The organism is Halorubellus salinus, assembly GCF_020567525.1.
Lineage (GTDB): Archaea > Halobacteriota > Halobacteria > Halobacteriales > Natrialbaceae > Halorubellus > Halorubellus salinus.
This window is the reverse complement of record NZ_JAJCVI010000005.1, coordinates 38,233-53,785: the sequence shown is the minus strand read 5'-3', so window position 1 is coordinate 53,785 and position 15,553 is coordinate 38,233. Positions and strand designations below refer to the sequence as shown.

Sequence of the window (15,553 nt, the reverse complement as noted above, 5' to 3'; positions counted from 1 at the left end):
GCCCGAGGTCGTACGCTCCCGTCGCGCTTCCTCTCCCGTCGCGCTTCCGTGACCTGTGCAGCGGTTCGAAGTCGAGACGCTCGGCGACCTTCCCGGGGCGACCACGGACGCGAACGGCCCTCAGGCCGACACAGGTCGCCGCGGACGCGAAGGATTGCCTTGGTATGTGGCTCTTTACCATTGGGTGTCGAACTGGGTCGTATGAGAGGCTGGAACCGGACGATAGCTGTCCTCGCAGTGGCCCTCTTCGTGGTCTCGGCAGGGTGTTTGAGTGCGGCGCCAGCGATGGAGACCGAACCCAGTGGGACCGCCGACGATGCCCCAGACTCGACGATAGCATCGACCGACCCGGCCAGTGGCGGGCAGAACGGGTCGCTGGAGGTGCACTACATCAACGTCGGGCAGTCGGCGAGCGTGTTGATCGTCGGGCCGACGGGAGAGACGATGCTCTACGATACCGGGCACTATCGGGACGACGGCGAGCACGTCCTCGCGTACCTGCGGGCGCACGACGTCGACCGCATCGACCACCTGGTCGTGTCGCACAACGACGCCGACCACATCGGTGGGAACGCCGCGATCATCGAGTACTACGAGACGGACGCGGACGGCATCGGCGCGGTCTACGACCCGGGGGTCGCAGCGAGCACGCAGACGTACAGCCAGTACCTCGACGCGATAGAAGCACACGGCGTGACGCTGTACGAGACGCGAGCGGGCGATTCCATCCGGTTCGAGGGCGTCGACGTCGGCGTGTTCGGGCCGCCCGAGCCGTACCTGGAGAACGAAGCACGGAACGAGAACAGTATCGTCCTGAAGCTCTCCTTCGGGCGGACGAGCGTCCTCCTGACGGGAGACGCGGAGGACGACCAGGAGGCGTACCTGGTCGAGGAGTACGGCGAGCGACTGAACGCGACGGTCCTGAAAGCGGGGCATCACGGCTCGTCGTCGTCGACGAGCGGCGGGCTTCTGGATACCGTCAAGCCACAGTTCGTGGTCATCTCGAGCGCGTACGATTCGCAGTACGGCCATCCGACCGAGGCCGTGCTCGAGCGACTGAGTTCGCGGTTGATCCCGACGTACTGGACGGCAACCCACGGGAACGTCGTGCTCGTGAGTGACGGCGAGCGCGTGTCGGTGCGGACGCAAGCGGCTGCGCCCACGGCCCCCAGCAAGCTCAGGGAGGCCGACCCAGTGGCCCCTGGAGACGGTGGCGAGGTCGTCGAACGCAGCGTGCTCGACGGGCGGAGTCTGCAGACCGAGACGACAGAGACCGCCGCGACGGACGGCGGCACCACGAGGACTGCAGGTGACAGCGAACTCGCCCTCCAGCGCGTGCACGCAGACGCCGACGGCGACGACCGAGAGAACCTGAACGACGAGTACCTCGTCTTCGAGAACACCGGGAGCAGCACCCTCGACCTCTCCGGGTGGACGATCACCGACGAAGCGGGTCACACGTACACCGTCCCGGACGGAACCACGCTCGCCCCGGGCGACACCATCACGCTGCATACCGGCAGCGGCTCGGATACGGCAGCGGACCTGTACTGGGGGAGCGAGTCACCCATCTGGAACAACGCCGGCGACACCGTGACCGTGCGGAATAACCAAGGCGACGTCGTCCTAGAGGAGACGTACCAATGATCGACCTTGACGATGGCACCTACACGGCCGTGGTGGACTCGATCGAGGACGGCCTCGCCACCATCTTCTACGAACGAACGGGCGAGGACGTCGCGAGCGAACTCCGAGACGCGACCGACCTCCCGGAGACGGGACGGCACGCGGACGCACTCTTCACCGTCGACGTTAGTGACGGCGAGGTCGTCGAGTGGACGTACCAGCCAGCGGACACCGAAGAACGCCAGGAAGCCGCGCAAGACAGGTTCGACCAGCTCTCGAGTCGACCACCGAGCGACGACGACGCAGAGTAACTACCGGAAAACGGGTCGGATGGAGTGGGCTGGGCCAGATTTGAACTGGCGTCACAGGCTCCCAGGGCCCGAAGTATACCAGGCTAACCCACCAGCCCTCGTTCGTTCCTTCGGTGGGTTTGGTGGTAAGGGTTTCGTTCCGCGTATTCACGCGGGTGGTTGGAGGCCCCAGAGGAAGTAGATGCCGAGGGTGGTGACGACGGCGAAGATGGCTTGGAGTGGGGTGCCGACGCGGAGGTAGTCGGTGAACTTGTAGCCGCCGGGGCCGTACACGAAGAGGTTCGTCTGGTAGCCGACGGGCGTCATGAACGCGGTGCTGGCGGCGAACGTGACGGCGAGGATGAACGGGTACGCCCAGGCGTCGAGGGTGACGGCGGCTTCGGCGGCGACGGGTATCATGAGGACGACGCTGGCGTTGTTACTGATGACGTTCGTGAGGGCGGCGGTGAGGACGTAGAAGAGCCCGAGGATGACGATGGCGGGGAGGACGTTCGCGGCGTTGACGAGGGCGTCGGCGACGAGGGCGGCGGCGCCACTGGTCTCCATGGCGATGCCGAGGGGGATGACGCCGGCGAGGAGGACGATGACGTCCCATTGGACGGCGTCGTAGAGTTCACCGGGTTTGATGCAGCCGGTGAGGACCATCGCGAGCGCGCCGGCGAGTGCGCTGACGACGATGGGGAGGATGCCGGCGGCGGCGACGCCGACGACGGCGGCGACGATACCGAGTGCGACCGGGATCTTGCTTTCGCGCCAGTCGTGGCGTTCGATCTCCTGGGCGACGATGAAGTCACGGTTCGCGTCCATGCGTTCGATGCTGTCGGCGGTGCCCTGGACGAGGAGGGTGTCGCCGACGCGGAGCTGGACGTCGTCCATGCGCTTCCGGAAGAGTTCGTCGCCGCGGCGGAGCGCGAGGACGGTGGCGTCGTACCGCTGGCGGAACGCGCTCGTCCGGAGGCTCTGGGAGACGAGCGCGCTCCCGGGGGCGACGACGACTTCGACGAGGTTCTCGGCGCGTTCGGCGGCTTCGAGTTCGTCTTCGTCGACGGTGACGTCGGCGAGGAGGTCGAGGCCTTCGGCGTCCATGAGTTCGACGAGGGTGTCGCGGTCGGTGCGGACGGCGAAGACGTCGCCGACCTGGATGGTCTTCGGGCCGAGTGGTTCGAGGAACGTCTCGTCGCCGCGGATGAGTTGGACGAGGTCGACGTCGAAGTCCGTCTGGACGAGTGCGTCCCTGACGGTCTGGCCGACGATCGGGGAGTCTTCGCGGACTTCGACTTCGGTGAGGTAGTCCGCCATCTGGAACTCTTCGGTGAGGTCCGCGCGTGGTTTGATGCGTTCGGGGAGGAGGAGGCGGCCGACGCTGAAGAGGTAGACGAACCCGACGACGGTGACGATCGCGCCGAGTGCAGTGAACTCGAACATACTGAATCCGCCTTCGAGTCCGACGAAGCGCGCGTCCGTGGGGTCGTAGAGGCCGGCGGCGAGTTCGCTCGCGAGGATGTTCGTGCTGGTGCCGATGAGGGTGAGGGTGCCGCCGAACATCGACGCGTAGCTGAGGGGGATGAGGAGCTTGGAGGGGGAGGTCTTGCCGTCGTGGGCGAGGTCGGTGACCATCGGGAGGAGGATGGCGACGGCGGCGGTGTTGTTGATGAAGCCGCTGATGGGGGCGACCAGGCCCATGGTGGCGCCGAGCTGGCGGTTCTCGTCGTCTTTCGTGAACGACGCCATCTTCTGGCCGAGGATGCCGACGATGCCGGTTCGCTGGACGCCGTCGGAGAGGATGAACATCGCGAGGACGGTGATGGTGGCGGTGCTCGCGAACCCACTGATGCCTTCCTGTGGGGTGACGAGGACGACGCTGTCGGCGATGATGCCGACCGATTGGAGGTACTGGCTGCCTTCGGAGACGACGAGGAGGGTGACGACGACGCCGAGCGCGGTGACGTCGACGGGAACGACTTCGGTTGCGAACAGCGCGAGTGCGCCCGCGATGACGAGGAAGACGACGAGTATCTCGGGCGTGAGTGCGACCACGGCAGTGTCGACGGGAGTCGCTCCCTAAAACCTAGGGAAGTCGGCGGGGCTGGCGGCTGCTGTGCGCGCGACTCGTTGTCGGTGGTGGCCGTGCGCGACTCGCTGTCGGTGGTGGGTGGAGGTGGCTGGTCGTCGGTGGTGGCTGTAGCGTCTGCGACGGGTCAGTCGGGGAGGGCGTCTGCGATGTCGTCGTCGCTCGCTTCGCCCGTGGAGCCGTGCGTGCTGGACCCGCGGTCGTCGCCGATGGCGTTGGCGACGTCGTCGTCGCTCGCGCGGCCGGTGTTCGTCGGGATGAGCGCGTCGAGTTCGACCTCTTCGTGGACGGTCTCGTCGAACAGCTGTTCGAACGTGAGGCGCGTGCGTTCGGGGACGCGGTCGGGGTCGACGTGGACGTGCGTGGTGGCGCCGACGGTCTCGAGGCGGTTCGTGAGGACGTGGAAGAACTGGAAGACGGCTTCCGGTTCGTTCGCGTCGAGGAGGTCGCCGAGGCCGTCGAAACAGACGCCGATCTCGTGGCCGCGGTCGCGCCATTCTTGACAGAAGCGACTGATGGACTGGCCGAGCTCGCGGAGGTCGTCGGCGCTGGCGACGTGCGCTTCGGCGATGGGGTCGTCGTAGTCGGGTTCGTCGGCGCCCACGCCGACGACCTCGCCGACGACGACGATACCGCGCTTGTGGGGTTGTCGCCCCATGCCCACGGTCCCGAATCCGACGCGGTCGGTGGCGTCCGCTGGGAACGTGACGAACAGTTCGGCGCGGTCGCTGGCGTCGGCGACGTTCATGAGTTCGTCGCAGTGTTCGCCGTCCTCGTCGTCGAGGGTCTCGTCGACGAGGAGGACGGCTTTCTCGGGTTCGGTTCGGTCCGTCATGGGATGCCCCCGGTTGAGTGCCGGTTCGTACCGGTTCACGTGGACCGTAAGTAAATGGCTTCCGGCCCGAGAGCCCCGCTACGGTGATATCTGTTGGTTATCCGCCCGCGGTGACGTTGGGTACGCATGCCGGTGTCGTTCGCTCGTTCGAACGGACGCATTCCGAGTGCGCGAGCGAACGAGACCAGCGGTTCCCGAGCGTCGAAGCGACCGGGAGAATCAGGCGAGACACCGCGAGACGTGCTGGGGTGCTCAGAGGCGCTCTGCGAGCATCTGCTCGATGTCGTCGTCCGTCGCCTCCGTGACCTCGTCCGGTCGGTCGTGCGTCCCGCCGACGATCGAGTACGACGCGTCCTCGCTCCAGTCCTCGGCGAGCGCCGCGATGTCGTCGTCGCTCGCCTCCTCGTAGTCGACGTCCATCGTCGACGCCTCCGTCTCCTCGCCGACGACCTGGTCGAAGATGGACTGGAACGTCGCCACCGTCTCGTCCGCGTGCGCGTCCGGGTCCAGGTGGAAGTGCGCGGTCGCGTCCACGGACTCCAGTCGCTTCGTGAGGACGTGGGAGAACTGGAAGACGACCTCGGGCGACGTGTACTCGAGGAGCGCCGAGAGCGAGTCGAAGCAGACGTAGATGTCGTAGCCCTTGTCGTCCCAGCGCTGACAGAACTCGCTGATGGACGTCCCGAGCCGCTGGAGGTTCGTCGGGTCGGCGATGGCGTCCTGCGCGACCGCACCAGTGAAGTCCGGGCCGCTCCCGCTGGCCGCCGTCGCCGACCGCATCATGTCCCCGATGGAGATGAGGCCCTTCTTCGCGGGCTGCATCCGACCGTGGTCGCCGAACCCGCTCTGCTCCGCGGACTCGCTCGGGTACGTCACGGTCAACTCCGCCCGACGGTCCGGGTTCCCGTCGTCCAGGCACGCCGTGCAGGTCTCCACGTCGTCCGTCGTCACCAGCACGTTGTGCGCGCCATCGTCGATGTGTATCCCTTCCATGATGAACCCCAGCCTGCGTTGGTTAGAAAATTGAGAGGCTTTTACTTGATACTTCTGGCCTCTTTGGTTACCAGGAACGACTACTTCTAGGTCGAATCGCGAACTGATTTTCACTCCGCAGTGTCGAACCGTTCTGCGGCTAGAGGTCGGCGTCCTTGAGTTCGATATCGGCGACGATCTCGTACGGATGTGCGTCCTTCCGGATGCCGTCGAGTATCGTGAACGCGTCCCCTGGCGTGAGGAAGTGCGTGCAGACGACGCGCCCGATCGGCGTCGGCGCGAACCCGTCGATGAACTCGAACTCGAGCAGCTTCCCGAGCGCGTGCTTCGTCGGAATCTCGCCGAGCATCCGGTCGTTCAACCGCTTCGCGTCCGTGCCGCCGACGGCGACGTTCGCGAGCGTCTCCTCGACCGCGCCGTCCTCGTCGTACTTCGTGAGGACGTCCTCCATCTCGCCCTTGAGGAGCTTGAACGCGACCTCGTCCTCCGTCATCTCCATGGAGTTGTGGTACGCGCAATCCGGTTCGACGAGCACGTACACCTTCCCGCGGTCGTGGTAGTCCGGGCGACCGGCGCGCCCGAGCATCTGCTCGAACTCCTGTACCGAGAGCCACTCGATACCCATCGCGAGCGTGTCGAAGATGACCTGGTTCGCGGGGAAGTCGACGCCGGCGGCGAGCGCCGCGGTCGTGACGACGGCGGCGAGGTCCTGGTTCCCGAACTTCCGTTCGACGGTCTTCCGTCGCCCGTAGTCCAGCCCGGCGTGATACGGCGCCGAGGAGTACTCGAGCTTCCGGCTTATCTCGTGACAGCGCCGCCGCGAGTTCGTGAAGATGATCGTCTGCCCGCGATACCCCTTCGAGGACTCCCGGTCGAACTCGCGCTTCACCAGGCGGTTCTCTATCTGGGGTTTCTCCTTCCCGCTCGCGAACGTCACGTGACGCTCGATGGGGACCGGTCGCTCCTCGAACTCGACGAGGTTCGCCTCCAGACCCGCGGCGAGCTCGCGGGGGTTCCCGACGGTCGCCGAGAGGTACACCCACTGCGCGCCCCCGTAACTCGACCGCGCCGCAGCGCGGTTCTCGCAGTAGTACTTGAGTCGCGAGATGAGGCCGTCGAGGCGGTGCCCGCGCTCGGGTTCCTTGAGCGTGTGGACCTCGTCGATGACGACCGTCCCGACGTCGCCGAGGTCCTTCCCCGTCCGGAGCGCGTGGTCGATGCCCTCGTACGTGCCGACGATGACGTCGGCACCGGGGTCGAACTGGTTCCCGTCGTCGTTGATGCGGCTCGCGCCGACGCGGATGGTGACGTCGACCATGTCGCCGTAGCGGTCCTGGAAGTCCTCGTGCTTCTGGTTCGCGAGCGCGACCAGCGGAACGAGGAACAGCATCTTCCCTTGCCCGTTCAGCACGCGGTCCAGGCCCGTGAGCTCGCCGACGAGCGTCTTCCCGGTCGCGGTCGCACTCACCACGAGCTGGTCCTTCCCCTCGAAGAGACCGTTCTCGACGGCGAGACTCTGCACGGGCAGGAGCGTGTCGAACCGCCCTTCGAGGTGGTTCTGGATGCCCGGGTGGAGGTCGAGGGTGTCGACGCCGACGAGGTCGATGTCGTCGGTGGTCGCCGATATCTCGTCGAACTTCGTCAGGTCCGGGTCGAGCTGTCCCTCGAGGAGGTTCTTGATGCGGCCGAGGTCGCGGACGTCGACCATGAGCTCCTCGAGGCGGTCCTTGGCGTCCGCGGTGAACTCGCCGTGGAACGCGAGCTCCTGTTCGAGCTCCGCGCGAGCGCAGTCCGGACAGATCTCGTCCCGTCCGGCCTTGATGGCGGTGTCGCTCGTGATCGGGGAGTACCGGCCGTCGGTCGCGCAGTACCGGCACGTGCGGACGACCTTCGCGGACAGCTGGTAGCCGTCGAGGAGCTCGCGGAGCTCGTCGCGCGCCGGCTGGCTGGTCTGTTCGCTGATGCGGATGCGGTCGGCGCGACGCGCCAGGTCCACGAACTCGTCGGGCGACCGCGGCTCCTCGCTGGACCCGTCGACGACGCGGAACTTCCCGGGCCGGGGCCCTGCCGAGGTCTCCTTCGGTTCGAGCTTCCCGCGGAGCGCACGCTCCCCACCCGATTGGACGACGACGTCGTAGCGGTCGCCGCGCTCGTGGAGGAACAGCGTGTCGACGCGCTGGACCTGCTGTGACACGCGAGACTCTACTTGACCCGGGTATTTCAGGCTCTCGGAGTCACGGTACCGCGCGGCACGCTCCCGTGGCGCGCCCGGGTCCAGGCGAACACAAGACGTTTACCCGCCTGTCCGGACTGTCAGTCACGATACATGCCCTCCTCTCGACGCGCGTTCCTCCGCGCGACGTGCGCCCTCGGCGGCGTCGGCACGTCCGCCGTCGCGGGCTGCCTGAGCTTCGGCGGCTCCGGCAACTACGTCCTCCACACCAGCGACGTCGACGGGTCGCTCGCCAGCACGTTCCTCGTGGCCGACCCGACGGTGGTCCGCGCGGACACGCGCATCGACTACGACGCGGCGACGAAACGCGAGTGGGTGGACGCCCTGTTCGAGACCGGTCGCGTCACCGCGGTCCAGTGGCCGCTCGTCGAGCCCGACGAGTGGGGCGAGGCCGTCCGGCCGCGGCCGACGTTCCTCCAGCGCGAAGGCGAGTTCTACGCGGTGACGACCGAGCGGACGCGGCAGGTCGAACGCGACCGCTGGCTGTTCGCGACCACGCGCACCGACGACGAGCCGCCGAGCGACGCGACCGTCCGAAGCGAGCCCTTCGACTCGCTCTCCGACCGCGACCGCGAGGTACTCCAGGCGGCGCTCGACGCCGTCTACGCCGGCAACGACGGGTTCCTCGGCGAGCCAGCGGTCGACGGGCTCCGCCCGGTCCACTACCACCGGGACCTGTCCGTCGAGGAGAGCGCGCTCGTCCCCGACCCGCCGTTCGACTACGTCGACTACTACGACGAGACGTTCCGCGTCGTCGCCGAACGCCGGACGGTGACGGTCCCGGAGCGGACGTTCGCGGTCGAGCGCGTCGCGTCGACGCGGGCCGAACTCGAAACGTACGTCGAGGAGACCGTTCCCGACGCGCGGTTCGAGGCTCCGTCGGACGCCGTTCGCGAAGTTCTCGACGCGGCCGTCGACGAGGAACCCGGAGAGCGCTACGAGGAGGCCCCGCCGCTCTCGGACGCGCTCTCGACGGTCGTCGACGCACTCGGGATGGGCGACGACCTCCGTCCCGCCGACGAGTACGAGGACCGCGTCGACTTCCGGCACGCGGTCGCGTCCTACGACGGCGACTGGTACCTGTTCAACCTCTACATCGACGTCTGACGGCGGCGGTCGCTGGCGGTCGTCGGCGGGGGGCGTCGACGGCGGTCGTGGCCGTCAGTCTTCCTCGCCGCCGTCGGCGCGCACGCCGTCGTCGTCGACGACTTCGCCGTCTGCTCGATGCGCCTCCGGTGGACCGTTGCGGTCGCCGAACCCGAAGATGGCACCGAAGAGTGCGAGGCCGGTGCGTGCCCGGGTCGTGCGGGGTACGTCTCGTTCGCCCATGCGATTTAGGTCGGCCTAAAGAATCAAAAGTGTGCCGGTCGCGAACGTAGTCCGCGCCAGTCAGCCGCCAAGCGACCCTATTCGACGAGTTCGATGGTGTCGTCGCCGTTGGGAACCACGCAGATGAACGCGCCCGGCTCGTCGCTCTCGTTCCGGTACCAGTGCACGGTGCCCGCCGGGATGAGGAGCGAATCGCCCGCTTCGACCGCGTACTCCTCGTCGTCGATACCCACCACGTACTCGCCTTCGAGGACGTACTGCTCGTGCTCGACCGCGTTCGTATGCTCGGGGACCTCGGCCCCGGCCGCGAGCGTGAACCGTCGCATCGCGAAGTTCGGCGCGCCGTCGCTCTCGTCGACGAGCACGCCCTTCTCCAGTCCATCGGCCGCGTCCACGGCCTCGTACTCGACGGCCTCGGCGCGTCGAACCACCGGCGTCGCGTCTCCCGTCTCGGTCATGATCGACCGTTCGCCACGACCGTACTTCAAACCGCGTCGTCGAAGACAGTGCTCGTGTGCCAGCCGCGCCAGCGTGGCCGGCGATTTAAGCCCCTTCCACTGCTACGTACGAGTATGCGAAGCTACCGCATCGGGTCGCTGTTCGGCATCCCGATCAAGTTGGACGTGACCTTCCTCCTCGTCCTCCCGCTGTTCGCGTACCTCATCGCGGGCCAGGTCGCGAGCACCGTCGAGCTCGTCAACCAGCTCCCGCAGGTCGCCATCGACGCCGGCGCGCTGGAGGGCCAGAACGTCCGCTGGCTCGTCGGGAGCGCCGCAGCCATCGGCCTGTTCGCGAGCGTCGTCCTCCACGAACTCGGGCACTCGCTGACCGCGATGCGGTACGGGTACACCATCGACTCCATCACGCTCTGGATCTTCGGCGGTATCGCGTCGCTCTCGGAGATGCCAGAGGACTGGAAGCAAGAGCTCGCGGTCGCCATCGCCGGCCCAGCGGTCTCGGTCGCGCTCGGCGGCCTCGCGTACGCCGCCGTCGCGTTCCTCGTCCCGCAGAGCCTCGCCGCCATCGCGTTCGTCGTCGCGTACCTCGCCGTCATGAACGTCGCGCTCGCCGTGTTCAACATGCTACCGGGATTCCCGATGGACGGCGGGCGCGTCCTCCGCGCACTCCTCGCGCGGAACCGCCCGTACGCGAAAGCGACCCAGATCGCCGCGAGCGTCGGCAAAGGGTTCGCCGTCCTCCTGGGCCTGTTCGGACTGCTCAGCGGCCAACTCCTGATGATCGGGATCGCGTTCTTCATCTACATCGGCGCGAGCGGCGAGAGCCAGCAGGTCGTGATGAAGGCGGTGTTCAACGGCGTCACCGTCGGGGACGTGATGACCACGCGCGAACACCTCCACACCGTCACGCCGGAGACGAGCATCGCGGAACTCGTCGACCGCATGTTCCGCGAACGCCACACCGGTTACCCGGTGCTCGACGACGGCACGCTCGTCGGCGTCGTCACGCTCGCGGACGCGAAGGACGTCAAACCCGTCGAACGCGACGCGTACACCGTCGGCGACGTCATGACGACCGAACTGAAGACCATCGAACCGAACGCCGCGGCGATGGACGCCCTCCAGACGATCCAGGGCAGCAACGTCGGCCGACTCCTCGTCATCGAGGACGACGACCTCGTCGGCCTGGTCTCCCGTACCGACCTCGTCACCGCGTTCAACGTCATCCAGGAGAGCGGCCGGCTCACCGGGTCGACCGCCGAACCCGCGAACGACCCCGACAGTCGAGTGGCCTGAGTATCGGTTCGACGGACAGGTCGTCCGACTACCGGTTCGATAGCCAGGTCGTCCGACTACCGGTTCGACAGCCGAGTGGCCTGACTATCGGCTCGCTCTCACTCGCGGCACTCCGGTGGCGGGCCGTCGACGTGCCGACCCGTCGTTCGCCCGTAGTAGTGCGCAGCCGTCACCGCGACCGCCGCGAGCACCGCGAGCGCCCAGGCGACGACCCCCTCGACGACGCCGGCCGCTGCGAGCACGAGCACGCCGACCGCGCCCGCGCCCGCACCGACCACGTACGCCGTCCACGGGACCGCGTCGTCGCCGCCCGCGACCGCGTGGTACGCGTCCACGACGACGGGGTCGCGAAGCGATATCTCGTCCATGTCGGCGTCGTACGCGACGATCCCGGCCTCGTCGAGCTTCGGGAGATGGAACTGGTGCAGCGAGTTCCGGACGCTCTTTCGCTCCCGGTAGTCGAGGTCCGCCGCGTCGACGCCGTGCTCCCAGCCCGCGACGGCCTCCGAGAGCGTCGACAGCGACACGCACTCGTCGGGCCGTCGCCGCAGGTAGTGCAGGACGAACCGTCGACGCTGGTTCGCCAGTAACTCGAAGACCTCGTCGTCGCTCGGTTCCCCCGTAGCGTCAGTCGGTGGTTCGTCCACGATCGTCCCGTCGTCGTCGGACGACGTGGGCGTCTCAACTCCCCCAGTCTCTGTTGCTTTGCTCATCGAATGTCCCCCCGGACGGAAGTACAACGTACCCGGGCCGGCTTAGTTGTATGACTTTACCACACAAGTTCCGGCCCGATATGGTGGAATACTATCTAGATAGTGACGCTTGAAAACCGGTTTTCGACGATTATGGACGACTTACGTTCGAACGAGGGTCGACATGGCGTTCCACGTGCTCGCGAGAACCGGCGCGTCGAGGCGCGTTCAACCCGTCAACGACCGGGCGACCGGGGTCGTCACCGACGCGCACCGTCGACGCGCGCCGGTGGCTCGCGCGACGCCGAGGAGCGCCCGGGTACGGACCGCGATGACCGATTGCTCGACCGCAAGCACACCCGACGGGCTAGTTTGCACTGTCTAACAATGTGGTTCGATGTGTTTTGGTTACACATACCTACCGACTACGGACGCTGACGCGCCCTCCCGGTGAGAGAGGGCATCGACTCGACCACGGGGGTACACGTACGCATGAGTACAACCACGAAGGACACGACGACCGCATCGACACTCGGCCCACGCGGGGAGTCCACCGAGCCGACGCGCGACGAACTCTTCCACGTCCTCCGGAACCAGCGCCGTCGGTTCGCCATCCACTACCTCAAGCGCGCCGACGCGCCAGTGGACGTCGGCGACCTCGCCACGCAGATCGCGGCCTGGGAGAACGACGTGTCGACGAACGCGGTGACGTCCAAGCAACGCCGCCGCGTCTACAACGCGCTCCAGCAGACGCACGTCCCGGAGCTCGACGACGTCGGGCTCGTCGAGACCGAACGCAGGGACGTCTGGCTGACCGACCGCGCGGCGGACCTCGACGTCTACCTCGAACTCGTCGACGGCCGCGACGTCCCCTGGAGCGAGTACTACCTCGGCATCGGCGCGCTCGGCGCGGCCGTCACCGCGATCACGGCCCTGAACGTCGGCCCGTTCGCGAGCGTCCCGGACGTCGCGGCGGCCGTGTTCCTCTCCATCGTGGTTCTCGTGTCCGCGTGCGCGAACCACTACTATCAGGGCGCCAACCGCCTCGGCGAACGAGAGAAACCACCGGAAATCAGGGGTGAGTGACCGTGCGACGATGGATCCTCGCGCTCGTGGTCGCAGTCGGGGTGGTCGTGATGCTCGCACCGACTGGCTCGGTGAGCGTGGCGTCGATCGACCGGTCGATAGCGTTCGACGTCGCGACCAACGAGGACGCACACGTCAGCGTCTGGGACCCCGGTGGGGCCTCGCCGGAACCACCGAAGTACGCCGGCGAGAAACCGGTCGTGGGCGGACAGGACGCTGTTCGGCTGCTCGTCGTCCGGAACGGTTTCACGTCCGGGCCGGTCGACGTCAGCGTCGCTCACCGGGCGGGGAGCCGGGTGGCAGTCGACGGTGGTACCACCGGCGTCGCTCACGGTGACGTCGTACCGGTGCGGGCCGCCGTCGACTGCCGCGGTCGAACCGGCCGCGTGTCCGTTCCGGTCGTCCTTCAGGTGTCCGCCGTGCACGGCGACGTCGAGACCACCATCCGCATGGACGTCGACGTGGTCTGCGGGAGCGTAACGGACCATACCGACGGTGAACGCGATGCGGAGACCGCCTCGACGACGACCGGCGGGAACGACTCGACGACCGACGGGAACGACTCGACGACCGATACGGACGACTCGACGACCGATGCGGACGAATCGACGACCGCCGCGACCGGATTGACCGCACCCACCGTCGCCGTGTCGCGGCTCGAGACGAGGCCCCGACGTCAGCTCGGCCGTGGCGCCGAACCAGCGATAGATCACCCGAATACCGCGATTACGGTCGTGCAACGGCTGCCATAGCACCCACAATGCCCGCCTTTGTTCCCCACAGTCACCTCATGTAATTGTGGGTATGGAACCGAGTGGCAATTGCCCCACGAAGGGGGGACAACTATGGAACGACGCAAGTTCATCATCGGCGCAGGCGCACTGTTCGCAGGAGGAACGGCCGCGGTCGGCACGGGCGCGGTCACCACGATGGAAGGCGAGCGCGGACTCACCGGCCGGGTCGCCTCCGACAAGAACGCGTACGTCGCGATCAAGCCGAACGACGGTGGTGCCGGACATCACGCGCAGTTCGTCACCTACGACGACGGTGAAGTCGAGCTCGACTTCGGGAACATCGGCGACGGGAACGGCCTGAATCCCGACTCCGTGACGACGTTCCGGAGCGCGTTCACGATAGAGAACCAGAACAACTCGGGGAACAACCTTCAGGTCTACAAGATCTGGATCGAATCGCCGAGCAACCGGCTCAGCTTCTTCACGAACACGGGCAGCATCAACAACGAAGGAGAAGCAGTCCTCATCGACGGCGACAACCCGAACTACCCGTCGTCGGTGCCCGTCGGCGTGGAGGTCGACCTCCGCAACAGCAACCTCGGTCCCGGCGACGACCTGTCGTCGCTGTTCGACGAGGACGACGAGTTCATCGTCCACGTCAAGCGGACGGTCGTCTGACGGACCACCCCACCACCACTGCCGTCCACACTCCCAACACCACCTCTCTCGATGACGACCACTGTCACCGGTCGACTCCGTTCGACACTCTGGTTCGGGTCGCTCCTCCTGGTCGCGGTGGTCGTCCTCGGGAGTGCGTTCGGACAGCCGATAGGGCTCGCGTTCGTCGAGACCGGAAGCATGGAACCGACGCTCGAACCCGGTGACGGATTCGTCGCGGTTCCGGCGCCGGTCGCCGGCGACGTCGAACCTGGAGACGTCGTGACGTTCCGGGAGCCGAACGGACGGCTGACGACGCATCGGGTCGTGGACGAGACCGACGACGGGTTCGTGACTCGTGGAGACGCGAACGCGTTCACGGACCAACAGGGAGGTGCGCCGCTGGTCGCCCGCGACCGCGTGGTCGCCGTCGCGGCCGCGCCCGGAGGCTCGGTTCTGGTCGTCCCGGGATTCGGTGGTATCGTGGCCGCGATGCGCGGCGTCTTCGACGCGTTCGCGTCGCTGCTCGGGATGGACGACCCCGGGCAACTGGCCGCGATACTCGTCGTCGTCGCGGGAACCGTTCTCGTGCTCGACGAACTGCTCGCGGAGTCCAGCGGAACGCGATCGGAGAGGCGTTCGGATCGCCGCGACGACGGATACCGCGTGAGCGTGCTCGTCGCGGGCATCGTCTTCGTCGTCGTCGGCGTCGCCACGGCGACGATGCTGCTGTCCAGCGGAGCGACCGCCGTTCCCTACGACAGCGTTGCGCCCGACGAGCGCGTCCGCGGTGGAATCGAGGCCGGCGAGTCGCGGACAGTCTCGCTCTCGCTCTCGAACCCGGGTTTCGTCCCGAGCGTCGCCGTCCTCTCGGCGCCCGGTGGGGCGACGACGGTCGTGGACGGGACAGTCGTGCTCGGACCACGGTCGAACGCGACGGTGAACGCGACGGTGAACGCGCCCTCGACGACGGGCCGGTACGAGGCGCGCGTGGTCCAGCACCGGTACGTCGGCGTGCTACCCGCGTCGACGATACGGCGCCTCCACGCGGTCGACCCGTGGGTGGCCCGGGGCGCGGTCGACGCGGTACTCGGACTCGTGGCGTTCGTGCTCGCTCGCTCCGTGTTTGGTCGCGTCCGCGGTCGCCTGCGGCTGGCGCCCGCGCGGACGCTCCCCGTCGATCTGTCGCTCAAACGCCGACTGCGGCGGTTGTATCGATAATCAGGCACCAC

15 protein-coding genes and 1 tRNA gene are annotated in these 15,553 nt (G+C 67.2%); 8 read left to right on the top strand and 8 right to left on the bottom strand.

What is annotated here, in order from left to right; translation table 11 throughout:
• Nucleotides 1-201: 201 nt before the first annotated feature.
• Complete coding sequence (locus LI336_RS14460) at nt 202-1,647, top strand: lamin tail domain-containing protein (protein ID WP_227133848.1); 1,446 nt, start codon at nt 202-204, stop codon at nt 1,645-1,647.
• Entirely contained in the window at nt 1,644-1,937 is a 294-nt protein-coding gene (locus LI336_RS14455; RefSeq protein WP_227133847.1) for a DUF3006 family protein, read from the top strand. The genes LI336_RS14460 and LI336_RS14455 overlap by 4 nt, the downstream gene beginning before the upstream one ends.
• 25 nt (nt 1,938-1,962) lie before the next feature.
• On the opposite strand, the gene LI336_RS14450 is transcribed toward LI336_RS14455, so the two are convergent.
• The 5 genes from LI336_RS14450 to LI336_RS14430 form a co-directional block, all read right to left on the bottom strand.
• A tRNA-Pro gene (locus LI336_RS14450) sits at nt 1,963-2,035 on the bottom strand.
• A 49-nt stretch (nt 2,036-2,084) separates the two neighbouring features.
• Nucleotides 2,085-3,974, bottom strand: a complete 1,890-nt coding sequence (locus LI336_RS14445) for an SLC13 family permease (protein ID WP_368408388.1) — start codon at nt 3,972-3,974, stop codon at nt 2,085-2,087.
• 161 nt (nt 3,975-4,135) lie between these two features.
• Entirely contained in the window at nt 4,136-4,843 is a 708-nt protein-coding gene (locus tag LI336_RS14440; RefSeq protein ID WP_227133846.1) for a DUF7504 family protein, read from the bottom strand.
• Nucleotides 4,844-5,095: 252 nt separating this feature from the next.
• The gene (locus LI336_RS14435) at nt 5,096-5,836 is read right to left on the bottom strand and encodes a DUF7504 family protein (protein WP_227133845.1); all 741 of its coding nucleotides are present in this window, start codon (nt 5,834-5,836) and stop codon (nt 5,096-5,098) included.
• 139 nt (nt 5,837-5,975) lie between these two features.
• Entirely contained in the window at nt 5,976-8,030 is a 2,055-nt protein-coding gene (locus LI336_RS14430; protein WP_227133844.1) for a DEAD/DEAH box helicase, read from the bottom strand.
• Nucleotides 8,031-8,162: 132 nt separating this feature from the next.
• Between LI336_RS14430 and LI336_RS14425 the strand changes: the two genes are divergently transcribed.
• Nucleotides 8,163-9,176 carry a hypothetical protein gene (locus LI336_RS14425; RefSeq protein ID WP_227133843.1) on the top strand — a complete coding sequence of 338 codons (1,014 nt, stop codon included), beginning with the start codon at nt 8,163-8,165 and terminating at the stop codon, nt 9,174-9,176.
• A 54-nt stretch (nt 9,177-9,230) separates the two neighbouring features.
• Here the strand turns inward: LI336_RS14425 and LI336_RS14420 are convergent, their stop codons facing one another.
• On the bottom strand, nt 9,231-9,398 hold the full coding sequence (locus tag LI336_RS14420) for a hypothetical protein (RefSeq protein ID WP_227133842.1): 168 nt from the start codon (nt 9,396-9,398) through the stop codon (nt 9,231-9,233).
• 77 nt (nt 9,399-9,475) lie between these two features.
• Nucleotides 9,476-9,856 carry a cupin domain-containing protein gene (locus tag LI336_RS14415; protein ID WP_227133841.1) on the bottom strand — a complete coding sequence of 127 codons (381 nt, stop codon included), beginning with the start codon at nt 9,854-9,856 and terminating at the stop codon, nt 9,476-9,478.
• 114 nt (nt 9,857-9,970) lie between these two features.
• On the opposite strand from LI336_RS14415, the gene LI336_RS14410 reads away from it, so the two are divergent.
• Complete coding sequence (locus LI336_RS14410; RefSeq protein ID WP_227133840.1) at nt 9,971-11,152, top strand: CBS domain-containing protein; 1,182 nt, start codon at nt 9,971-9,973, stop codon at nt 11,150-11,152.
• Between the two features lie 98 nt (nt 11,153-11,250).
• Here the strand turns inward: LI336_RS14410 and LI336_RS14405 are convergent, their stop codons facing one another.
• Entirely contained in the window at nt 11,251-11,865 is a 615-nt protein-coding gene (locus LI336_RS14405; protein ID WP_227133839.1) for a DUF7344 domain-containing protein, read from the bottom strand.
• A 471-nt stretch (nt 11,866-12,336) separates the two neighbouring features.
• Here LI336_RS14405 and LI336_RS14400 point away from each other — a divergent pair, with 471 nt between their 5' ends.
• From LI336_RS14400 to LI336_RS14385, 4 genes are all read left to right on the top strand, one after another.
• Nucleotides 12,337-12,930 carry a DUF7344 domain-containing protein gene (locus LI336_RS14400; RefSeq protein WP_227133838.1) on the top strand — a complete coding sequence of 198 codons (594 nt, stop codon included), beginning with the start codon at nt 12,337-12,339 and terminating at the stop codon, nt 12,928-12,930.
• A gap of 2 nt (nt 12,931-12,932) precedes the next feature.
• On the top strand, nt 12,933-13,682 hold the full coding sequence (locus LI336_RS14395) for a hypothetical protein (RefSeq protein WP_227133837.1): 750 nt from the start codon (nt 12,933-12,935) through the stop codon (nt 13,680-13,682).
• A 93-nt stretch (nt 13,683-13,775) separates the two neighbouring features.
• Nucleotides 13,776-14,342, top strand: coding sequence for a hypothetical protein (locus tag LI336_RS14390; protein ID WP_227133836.1), 567 nt, complete (start codon nt 13,776-13,778; stop codon nt 14,340-14,342).
• 51 nt (nt 14,343-14,393) lie between these two features.
• Nucleotides 14,394-15,542 (top strand): signal peptidase I, encoded by a 1,149-nt coding sequence (locus LI336_RS14385; protein ID WP_227133835.1) that lies wholly within the window; start codon nt 14,394-14,396, stop codon nt 15,540-15,542.
• The last annotated feature ends 11 nt before the right edge of the window (nt 15,543-15,553 follow it).

Bases quoted from the DNA above. Each gene is read 5' to 3' on its own strand.
- LI336_RS14460 (WP_227133848.1), top strand. From the start codon at position 202: ATGAGAGGCTGGAACCGGACGATAGCTGTCCTCGCAGTGGCCCTCTTC.
- LI336_RS14455 (WP_227133847.1), top strand. From the start codon at position 1,644: ATGATCGACCTTGACGATGGCACCTACACGGCCGTGGTGGACTCGATC.
- LI336_RS14440 (WP_227133846.1), bottom strand. From the start codon at position 4,843: ATGACGGACCGAACCGAACCCGAGAAAGCCGTCCTCCTCGTCGACGAG.
- LI336_RS14435 (WP_227133845.1), bottom strand. From the start codon at position 5,836: ATGGAAGGGATACACATCGACGATGGCGCGCACAACGTGCTGGTGACG.
- LI336_RS14425 (WP_227133843.1), top strand. From the start codon at position 8,163: ATGCCCTCCTCTCGACGCGCGTTCCTCCGCGCGACGTGCGCCCTCGGC.
- LI336_RS14420 (WP_227133842.1), bottom strand. From the start codon at position 9,398: ATGGGCGAACGAGACGTACCCCGCACGACCCGGGCACGCACCGGCCTC.
- LI336_RS14415 (WP_227133841.1), bottom strand. From the start codon at position 9,856: ATGACCGAGACGGGAGACGCGACGCCGGTGGTTCGACGCGCCGAGGCC.
- LI336_RS14410 (WP_227133840.1), top strand. From the start codon at position 9,971: ATGCGAAGCTACCGCATCGGGTCGCTGTTCGGCATCCCGATCAAGTTG.
- LI336_RS14405 (WP_227133839.1), bottom strand. From the start codon at position 11,865: ATGAGCAAAGCAACAGAGACTGGGGGAGTTGAGACGCCCACGTCGTCC.
- LI336_RS14400 (WP_227133838.1), top strand. From the start codon at position 12,337: ATGAGTACAACCACGAAGGACACGACGACCGCATCGACACTCGGCCCA.
- LI336_RS14390 (WP_227133836.1), top strand. From the start codon at position 13,776: ATGGAACGACGCAAGTTCATCATCGGCGCAGGCGCACTGTTCGCAGGA.
- LI336_RS14385 (WP_227133835.1), top strand. From the start codon at position 14,394: ATGACGACCACTGTCACCGGTCGACTCCGTTCGACACTCTGGTTCGGG.